The sequence below is a fragment of the Nostoc sp. NMS4 genome (genome assembly GCF_017115095.1).
Lineage (GTDB): Bacteria > Cyanobacteriota > Cyanobacteriia > Cyanobacteriales > Nostocaceae > Nostoc.
This window is the reverse complement of the sequence record NZ_JABXKI010000095.1, coordinates 1-9,259: the sequence shown is the minus strand read 5'-3', so window position 1 is coordinate 9,259 and position 9,259 is coordinate 1. Positions and strand designations below refer to the sequence as shown.

8 protein-coding genes and 1 pseudogene are annotated in these 9,259 nt (G+C 42.1%); 7 read left to right on the top strand and 2 right to left on the bottom strand.

Annotated features, from left to right (window positions below; all coding sequences use genetic code 11):
- Positions 1–125 (bottom strand): annotated as a pseudogene (locus tag HWQ37_RS06750) (Uma2 family endonuclease); the annotation flags it as partial.
- A gap of 493 nt (positions 126–618) precedes the next feature.
- Between HWQ37_RS06750 and HWQ37_RS06745 the strand changes: the two are divergent.
- The 5 genes from HWQ37_RS06745 to HWQ37_RS06725 all read left to right on the top strand — a co-directional run bounded on the left by HWQ37_RS06745 (position 619) and on the right by HWQ37_RS06725 (position 6,105).
- Complete coding sequence (locus HWQ37_RS06745; protein ID WP_292745169.1) at positions 619–1,197, top strand: Uma2 family endonuclease; 579 nt, start codon at positions 619–621, stop codon at positions 1,195–1,197.
- A gap of 240 nt (positions 1,198–1,437) precedes the next feature.
- Complete coding sequence (locus HWQ37_RS06740) at positions 1,438–2,856, top strand: DUF3370 domain-containing protein (RefSeq protein WP_292745167.1); 1,419 nt, start codon at positions 1,438–1,440, stop codon at positions 2,854–2,856.
- A gap of 62 nt (positions 2,857–2,918) precedes the next feature.
- Positions 2,919–3,302, top strand: a complete 384-nt coding sequence (locus HWQ37_RS06735) for a VOC family protein (RefSeq protein ID WP_292745165.1) — start codon at positions 2,919–2,921, stop codon at positions 3,300–3,302.
- Positions 3,303–3,333: 31 nt separating this feature from the next.
- The gene (gene ylqF, locus HWQ37_RS06730) at positions 3,334–4,215 is read left to right on the top strand and encodes a ribosome biogenesis GTPase YlqF (RefSeq protein ID WP_292745163.1); all 882 of its coding nucleotides are present in this window, start codon (positions 3,334–3,336) and stop codon (positions 4,213–4,215) included.
- 237 nt (positions 4,216–4,452) lie between these two features.
- On the top strand, positions 4,453–6,105 hold the full coding sequence (locus HWQ37_RS06725) for an adenylate/guanylate cyclase domain-containing protein (RefSeq protein ID WP_292745162.1): 1,653 nt from the start codon (positions 4,453–4,455) through the stop codon (positions 6,103–6,105).
- Positions 6,106–6,218: 113 nt separating this feature from the next.
- Here HWQ37_RS06725 and HWQ37_RS06720 read toward each other — a convergent pair whose 3' ends face one another.
- Positions 6,219–6,842: a Uma2 family endonuclease gene (locus tag HWQ37_RS06720; protein ID WP_292745160.1), complete on the bottom strand. Its 624-nt coding sequence runs from the start codon at positions 6,840–6,842 to the stop codon at positions 6,219–6,221.
- 465 nt (positions 6,843–7,307) lie between these two features.
- On the opposite strand from HWQ37_RS06720, the gene HWQ37_RS06715 reads away from it, so the two are divergent.
- On the top strand, positions 7,308–8,675 hold the full coding sequence (locus HWQ37_RS06715; RefSeq protein WP_292745158.1) for an NAD-dependent succinate-semialdehyde dehydrogenase: 1,368 nt from the start codon (positions 7,308–7,310) through the stop codon (positions 8,673–8,675).
- 96 nt (positions 8,676–8,771) lie between these two features.
- The coding region (locus HWQ37_RS06710; protein ID WP_292745171.1) for a thiamine pyrophosphate-binding protein at positions 8,772–9,259 on the top strand (488 nt) is incomplete at its 3' end.

The window sequence follows — 9,259 nt, the reverse complement described above, 5'->3', positions numbered from 1 at the left end:
ATTTCTAAATTTTCTTTAATTTTGACAATCCATGCAAATTGTTCTGTATTATCCGCCATTGGCTGTCCGTCGCTTTCTGGGTAGATGACTTCGATGGTGGTTTCTGGTGTGACTTGTTGTACCATTGCTGCACCTCTAAGTATGGGGCTTTACTAGCTTTACTAATATTTTATAGTTTAGAGAAGGTTGTATGCGTAGATGCAAAGCGGCTTGTCGCCAGACATCGCTTTTCACGGTATCTGGAAAACCTCTCTCTAAATCTCTCTCCTACAAGGAGAGAGACTTTGAATTTTCCCCCTTCCCGTATCGGGAAGGGGGTTAGGGGGTTAGGGGGTTAGGTCTTTCATGGGGTTTTACACATGACGTGAAAAGTTAGGTCGCCAGACATCGCTTTTCTGCATTTTATCGCTGCGATCGCGTTTGCGGGACTTGTACAACATCTAAATCTAAAGCCTCTACTATCGTACTGAAGAACCACTTTTTTTAAAAAATAAAACAACGGTGCATTTGTTCGGGGCAATTTCTAAAGTATCCTAAAGTAGAATTAGAGGCTAAATCTTCCCTATTAGCAGCGCATGGGTTTGATGCAACTAGGATTTTTGTGGAGCGCAATTAATTATGACTGCTTTAACCTTACAATTACCTTCTAATCTGCAATTTACTGATGATGAATTTGCACAAATTGTAGCCGTCAATAAAGAATTACGACTAGAGTTAACATCTGAAGGGGAATTAATTATCATGTCACCGACTGGGGGAGAAACGGGAAACCGTAATTTTGAACTGTATCTTGATTTAGGAGTTTGGAATAGACAGAATAAGCTCGGAAAAGCTTTTGATTCTTCTACTGGGTTTAAACTGCCAAATGGGGCAACTCGTTCACCTGATGCTTCTTGGGTAAGGATAGAAAGATGGGATGCTCTTACGCCAGAACAAAGAAAGAAATTTATCCCCTTGTGTCCTGATTTTGCAGTGGAATTAGTTTCTGAAACCGATGATGTGGAAGATACTAAAGCCAAAATGGAGGAATACTTAGCAAATGGCTTACAACTGGGTTGGTTAATAAATCCTAAAGAGAAACAAGTAATAATTTATCGCCCAAATCTTGCACCGGAAGTTTTACAATCTCCCACAAGTTTATCGGGTGAAGATGTTCTCCCTGGTTTTGTTTTAAATTTACAGCAGATTTTTGCATAAATAACTGATGAGCTTAATTTTATTTCTACAATCAGTGAACGTTCTCAAATTTGCTTCAACCATTGACACTCTCTTTAAACATCAAAAGCCCTCCTGATGTGGGCTAGTGGAACTATGTTTACAATTTAATAGCGATACCTGCGGCGGGCTATGCCTACCCATTCTCAGAAATCCCCTTCTAGCAACTTGTAGTCATAACTTCTGATCTTTAATACCACAGCTTTCTTGACGCTCAAATTTATGCTGGCTAAATTCCCATCACCTGTATTCACACTTTTATTAGGACTTGCCATAACTCAAACCTTTGGATGCACAACTTATAAAGATAATTCAGCGATCGCTCAAACTTCACCGAAGCCAGCACCCCAAGAAATTGTCCAACCAGGAGAAGTTCGAGCCTTACCAGGCAAGTTGGACAAAATACCCGTTTTTAACAGCAATAGCCCAGAATGGATTAAAACGGAGGGTATTTTACTTTCTACCTTTCCTCCAAACGGTAAAAAAGTTCCAGCCGCGCACCTCAATTTTCCTTTCGAGGGACGCTTTGACTTATTTGCACATCATTACAGCCACACTCCCAAGAATTTACAAACGCTTTACTTGGGCGTAATTGTGCATAATCCTGGTAAAAAACCTGTAACAGTCGATGTGTTGCAAGCCGCGAGTTATTTGATGCAGGATGCGCCCTTTGTCACCTTATCCCCCTACATAGAAAATAATGATGGTAAGGCTTATTCAGGGCCAGGCGATCGCGCTGTTGGTGATGTAATCCGAGGTGTTCGACAAGCAGATTTTCCCGCAAAGCTGATAATTCCCCCAGGACAAAGCCGGATGTTGTTAAATCATCCGATTCCTGTACGAAATCTAGAAAAGCCGGTGAATGGTCGCTCTAGCTTTATGCGGTTGCGTAGTAGCGATCGAGTTTATACGGCAAGTTTAGCAATGTTTGCCAAGAAAAATTCTGATAATACAGAACGCCAACCCACTCTCGCAGAATGGCAAGCTTTACTAAATAACGGCAACTTTGCTGGGCCGCGAGATAAAACCCCGACTCCTCCAAATACTACCAGTGGCGCACTCATTTATGGGCGTGTAGCTGGTGTTTCTAGTGGTTCCCAATGGCAAGCAAAATTGATAGATAATCCCCAAACCAAAAATCTGACTATTCCCCAACGTGGTAAAGCTATTTCTTATGCTTTAGATACATTGCTTAGTGGTCGATTGGGTACTCAACAAATCCAAACGGCCAAAATGCTGGTACGTTATCCAGATACGGCTTATGAAGCACATGGTAATTATGGGGTGGAATATAAACTCACCTTACCCTTAAGCAATAATACTAACCAAAACCAGACCGTGACTGTTACTTTAGAAACACCTTTGAAGGAAGATAAGTTATCCCAAGGTGGTCTGCGTTTTCGCAAACCATCCCTAGATTTTCCTTTCTTCCGTGGTACAGTGCGGCTACGCTACTTTGATGACCAAGGCCAACAAAAGACCCGCTACATACATCTATGGCACAGAACTGGTCAGGTGTTAGAACCATTGGTGCAACTTGTGCTTCCACCTTCGACTCAGCGAATAGTACAGGTAGATGTAATTTATCCACCAGATTCGACACCCCCGCAAGTGCTGAGTGTAAGAACTTTAGAAAAGTGAGAGTCTTTCTTGATTAGCGATCGCACTTCTTCACCAACAAAATCAAATAACTTAAAGCTTATATGGTTTTCCAGTACACTAATGCATTTGTCACCATAGCATCGGTTAATTTTGAGAAGTTAGTGAATTTTTATACCAAATTTCTAGAGCAAAAGCCAGTTTCTTTGGTTCCGAACGTCTATGCTGAGTTTAATTTAGTTAGTATGCGATTAGGTATTTTTAAACCAAAGAACACAAACGAATCGGAATTTGAAGCGATTGCCAAAAGTAAGATAAGTTTGTGTTTAGAGGTAAGTAACTTAGAAGATGCGATCGCTCACCTAACTACTTTGGGATATCCTCCACCAGGAGAAATTTCCATTGCTTCCCACGGCAGAGAAATATATGCTTATGATCCTGATGGCAATCGTCTGATTTTACATCAAGCCATAGTGAATGATAATTGATAAGTGATAATAATTTATTTGGTAATTAACTATGGCTATAACTCAAAACTATAGATTAAACCTGATTCAATGGTATCCAGGTCACATTGCGAAAGCTGAAAGGAAGCTCAAAGAGCAGTTAAAGCGCGTAGATGTGGTGTTTGAGGTACGAGATGCTCGGATTCCCTTAGCGACTCACCATCCCCAAATAGGTGAGTGGGTAGAAGGTAAGGCACGGGTGTTGATACTTAACCGAGTAGATATGATTACGCCGCAAATGCGATCGCTATGGATCGATTGGTTTAAACGTCAAGGAGAAGTCCCTTATTTTACCAACGCTCAACATGGTAAAGGTATAGCAGAAGTAGCGCGGGCAGCGCAAGCGGCTGGGGTAGAACTCAATCAAAGAAGAAGCGATCGCGGGATGTTACCCCGTCCAGTGCGGGCTGTGGTGATTGGTTTTCCCAATGTCGGTAAATCAGCTTTAATTAACCGCCTATTAGGAAAGCGAGTCGTGGAAAGTGCAGCCCGTCCTGGGGTAACTCGCCAACTGCGCTGGGTGCGAATTTCTGAATATTTGGAATTGCTAGATGCTCCTGGTGTCATCCCCCTAAGATTAGAAGACCAAGATGCAGCATTAAAATTGGCTATTTGTGATGATATCGGTGAAGCATCTTATGATAACCAGCTAGTAGCAGCAGCCCTAGTGGATTTACTCAATTATTTGGAAGTTGTAGCAGGAGATTTATTACCAAAAAAACCATTACAGTCTCGTTATCAACTCGATTCAACATCAGACACCGGAGATACTTATTTACACGCCTTAGCAGAGCATCGTTACAAAGGTGATATAGAGCGAGCAGCAAGGCAACTTTTAACAGATTTTCGTAAGGGTTTGTTGGGTGAAATGAGTCTGGAATTACCACCTAATTAAATTCCGTCATACAGAATTCATTCTGAATTCTGACTCCTGACTCCTGAATTCTGTTCGAGATATTCAAACTCCCTGTGAAGTGAAACTGTAATAAAATTGCCTCATTCAATGTAATATCTGTCACATACAGTTGTCGGAATGCAGTTAACAGTGTCATAAAGAAAAGGTGAAGGTTAACCTGTAGGGTATAACTTACCTTAGAGTTGCTTGCACCTATAGCTTCGATGGATCATACTCATGACTGAACTGACGCTACGCCTACAAGAGGGAGATACCGAGACAACGATCGCAGTTGACCAAGATGTATTTACAATTGGTCGTTTGCCGGAATGTAACTTGTACTTACCTTTTGGTGGAGTATCCCGCAACCATGCTCGCCTAGTAAAAACGGCTGACGGTGTGTGGACTATTGAGGATCTGGGCAGCAAAAACGGCACGCAAGTCAATAAATATCTGGTTAACTATCCCCAAGAGTTACATCACGGCGATATCGTTTGGCTGGGCAATGTTAGCTTGGTAGTGCTGCTCACAAGCCCTGTTTCTCAACCAGCACCTGAGTATCCTGGCATTTCGGAGATTAATGAGCAAAGAACCATCCTGCACAATGTTGAACAATTACAACAACAATGGATTGCAGCTGATACTAAGGATGGCAACATTAACAATAAGGACAAAACCATTGCCCGTCTCAAAGACTTAGTGGACATAGCCAAAAATCTTTGTGCAGCTGCATCTATAGAAGAGATTTTTTCTCAGGTGCAGCAAGTAGTTTTTCGTTATCTTGATAGTATCGATCGCTTGGCATTATTAATTGATGTCAATGCTTGCGGCCAGTTGGAATTAGTGAATGCTGCGACTCGAAATATTTCTCAACAGAAACATCTTCCCTCTGATGGTAGTTGGATTAGTCGTAGTATCTGCCAAAAGGTGTTTGATGAAAAAGTGGTCATTCAAACCGGTGATACTCATCAGGATGAACGGTTTGCTAGCGAACAAAGTATTTTAGTCAAAGGCATTCGTAGCGCGATGGCAGTGCCTTTATGGGATGAAAATAAAGTTGTGGGCGTATTGTATGCCGATGCCAATTTTTCTTCTTACCATTGGGCAAATGAAGGCGAGGAAGAATTGAGCTTTTTTTCAGCTTTAGCAAACCTTGTCGCTTCTAGTGTGCAGCGTTGGCTACTAGTAGAGAAACTCAAAACAGAAGAGATGATTCGTCACCGACTAGAACGTTATCATTCTCCGGCTGTTGTACAGCAGTTGATATCTGTAGGCGGATTACCGGGTGGTCGTTTAGCTCCCACTGAGAGCGAAATCAGTATTTTGTTTGCTGATTTAGTTGGCTTTACGGCAATTTCTGAAAGGTTAACACCAACTGCGATCGCTCAACTATTAAATAATTTATTTGAAGAAATGCTAAAAGAAGTGTTTGGTTACGGCGGCACTTTAGATAAGTATATTGGCGATTGTATTATGGCATTTTTTGGCGCTCCAGAACCGCAAGCAGATCACGCCGATCGCGCTGTTACTGCTGCCAAAGGAATGCTCACTCGTCTCGAACATCTTAATGCCAATGGTTTTTGGCACGAACCCCTGCAATTACGCATTGCGATTAATAGCGGTAAAGCTGTGGTGGGAGATGTCGGTAGTTCCCAAAGGGTAGATTATACAGCATTAGGGGCAACAATTAATCTTGCTGCTCGGATGGAAGCAGTTTGTCCCCCTAGTGAATGCGTGATTAGTGAAGCTACTCATACAATGCTTTCAGAACCCTCAGACTTTCAAGAAATGGGAGATTATCGTTTCAAAGGTATTGAACGATTAGTTAAGGTTTATCAGACAAAATTGCAGCCAGTGCCTACAATCATTGCTCCAATTATTAATCTTTAGGGATTGAAGAGTGGGGAATAGGGACAATTACGAATTACGTTAGCGTAGCGGTAGCGAGTATTCGTTCGCTTTTAGCGTCTCGTAGAGAGCGTCATTACGAATTACGAATTAATTTAGCTGACCGTTCCAGCGCAAAAAATTTGCTCTGCGGTCAAATTCAACTCTGGAAAAATTGATGACTCGATGCGGTCATCTCCTCGAAACTTACTAATGCGATATTCACCTTCTTCTAAACAGCAAACCAAAATAGTAGGTTGTTTGGGTTTGCCAATAAATTCTCTACCGCCCAATGCAGCATAATCGACAATCCAGTATTCAGGAATTCCCATTTCTTCATAGTCAGCGTATTTTTTGAGATAATCATCACGCCAGTTTGTACTTACCACCTCAATTATTAAAGGAATTGATGCTGTTTGAGTAACAGTTGATTCTTTTTTCCACCGAGGTTCATTAACTAAATTAGGCTGATTTAGTATCAGGACATCTGGGGAATAAGCAGATTCGTTCTCAACTGGTTTGACGAATACTGTTTTAGGGATGAAATAACGAAGATTTAAGCGACTATATTCTAAAGTGATTTGTGTGGCTAAAAATCCAATCACCTCTTCATGGTCGCCTGTTGGTGGTGGCATCTCAATTACTACTCCATCATATAGTTCGTAACGTTGTCCTGTGTTATCTGGATATTTAGCAACGAATTCATCGAATGTAACTACTTTGCCTAAGACTTGAGTCATAGCTTGATTCCTCAATTATCAAAACAGAATTCAGGAGTCAGGAGCCAGAATTCAGAATGAATTTTGAACGAAAAAGCGGATGAATCAAGGGGTTTAAGACTCCCACTAAATCGAACGCAAGAGCGTCTCTGAAAGAGAAGATTTAGTGGTCTTCAATCAGTGGCGGGTCTGAATCCCCCACTGATAGCGTAGCGTTAGCGAGTCATTGAGCGTCTTGATTCTGACTCCTGAATTCTGACTCCTGAATTCTTCTTCAAGGGAATTATAGCAACTTTACTTGTGTTTAATTCATCAATATTAATACTTACAGATTGGTATATTTTAATTCAATCAAAATTACGAGATTGTAATATTGGGCAGCTAAATCTTGGCTAAAAGACTAGAATTTGGGTGGTAGCTTCCTCACTTTATATGTGTAACACTAGGAAGCCTAACTGAAGCTATTTTTTAACGGAAGGTCAGGTAATGGCGATCGCCACCATTAATCCCGCCACTGGGGAGACGCTCAAAACCTTTGAGGCGCTCAATGACGCAGAAATTAACGCTAAACTCGATTTAGCTAATCAGACTTTTGAACAGTATCGTCAGACTAGTTTTTCAGAACGATCGCGCTGGCTAGAAAAAGCTGCCGATATTTTAGAACAAGACAAAGCAGAATTTGCGAAGTTAATGACTCTAGAAATGGGTAAACCATTTAAAGCGGCGATCGCAGAAGTCGAAAAATGCGCCGCCGTCTGTCGCTATTATGCCGAACACGCCCCTAGTTTCTTAGCTGATGTCAGTGTAAAAACTGATGCCAGCCATAGTTTTGTGCGTTATCAACCAATGGGGGCAATTCTTGCGGTGATGCCGTGGAATTTCCCTTTCTGGCAAGTTTTTCGTTTTGCCGCACCAGCCCTCATGGCCGGCAATGTCGGCTTACTCAAACACGCTTCCAACGTGCCGCAGTGCGCCTTGGCAATTGAAGATATTTTCCGACGGGCAGGTTTTCCTGGAGGTGCGTTTCAAACACTATTAATCGGCGCTGCCAAAGTTGCCGATTTAATGGCTGATGACCGCGTAAAAGCTGCCACCTTGACCGGAAGCGAACCAGCCGGGGCATCCCTCGCCGTCGCCGCCGGTAAACAAATTAAAAAAACAGTTTTGGAATTAGGAGGAAGTGACCCGTTTATTGTGTTAGAAAGTGCTGACTTAGAGAAAGCAGTTGTCACAGCAACTACAGCGCGGATGTTAAATAACGGGCAATCATGTATTGCAGCGAAACGTTTTATTTTAGCAGAAGCGATCGCAGATAAATTTGAAAAATTGCTTTTAGAAAAATTTGAGGCGCTAAAAGTAGGCGATCCTATGCAACCAGATACCGATTTAGGCCCACTGGCAACACCTGGCATTCTCCAGGATTTAGACCAACAAGTGCAAGGTGCTATTAGTAGCGGTGGTAAAGTCATCACCGGTGGACATCCTTTATCAGATCGTCCTGGAAACTTTTATCCGCCAACGATTATCATAGATATCCCCACCGACACACCAATCGCCAAAGAAGAATTCTTTGGCCCGGTAGCCTTGTTATTCCGGGTTCCAGATATCGATGCTGCCATTAAACTCGCCAATGACTCACCATTTGGCTTAGGTGCAAGTGCTTGGACAACCAACAACCAAGAATGCGATCGCTTGGTTGAGGAAATCGAAGCTGGTGCCGTGTTTATCAACAGTATGGTCAAATCCGATCCTCGGTTGCCCTTTGGTGGCACTAAGCGTTCTGGATATGGCAGAGAATTGAGTATCCAAGGTATACATGAGTTTGTCAATGTTAAAACCGTGTGGGTTAAATGATTAGTCATTGGTCATTAGTCATTGGTCATTGGACAAATGACTAATGACAAAGAACAAAAGTCTTATTCGTTAATACAGAGAGTTGTCGGAAATAAAATGAATACAGCAGAATTGTTGGTGCAGTGCCTAGAAAATGAAGGAGTGCAATATATTTTTGGACTTCCTGGTGAAGAAAACCTTCACGTTTTGGAAGCGTTAAAAAATTCTTCGATTAAATTTATTACGACTCGTCATGAACAGGGTGCAGCATTCATGGCTGATGTCTACGGACGCTTAACCGGAAAAGCCGGAGTGTGTCTTTCTACTCTTGGCCCTGGGGCAACTAATTTGATGACTGGGGTAGCAGATGCTAACCTCGATGGTGCGCCCTTAGTGGCGATTACCGGTCAGGTGGGAACAGATAGAATGCATATTGAATCCCATCAATATTTAGATTTGGTGGCAATGTTTGCCCCTGTTACCAAGTGGAATAAGCAGATTGTCCGACCGAGTATTACACCTGAAGTAGTGCGAAAAGCATTTAAGCGATCGCAATCGGAAAAACCTGGTGCAGTTCACATCGATTTACCAGAAAATATTGCTGC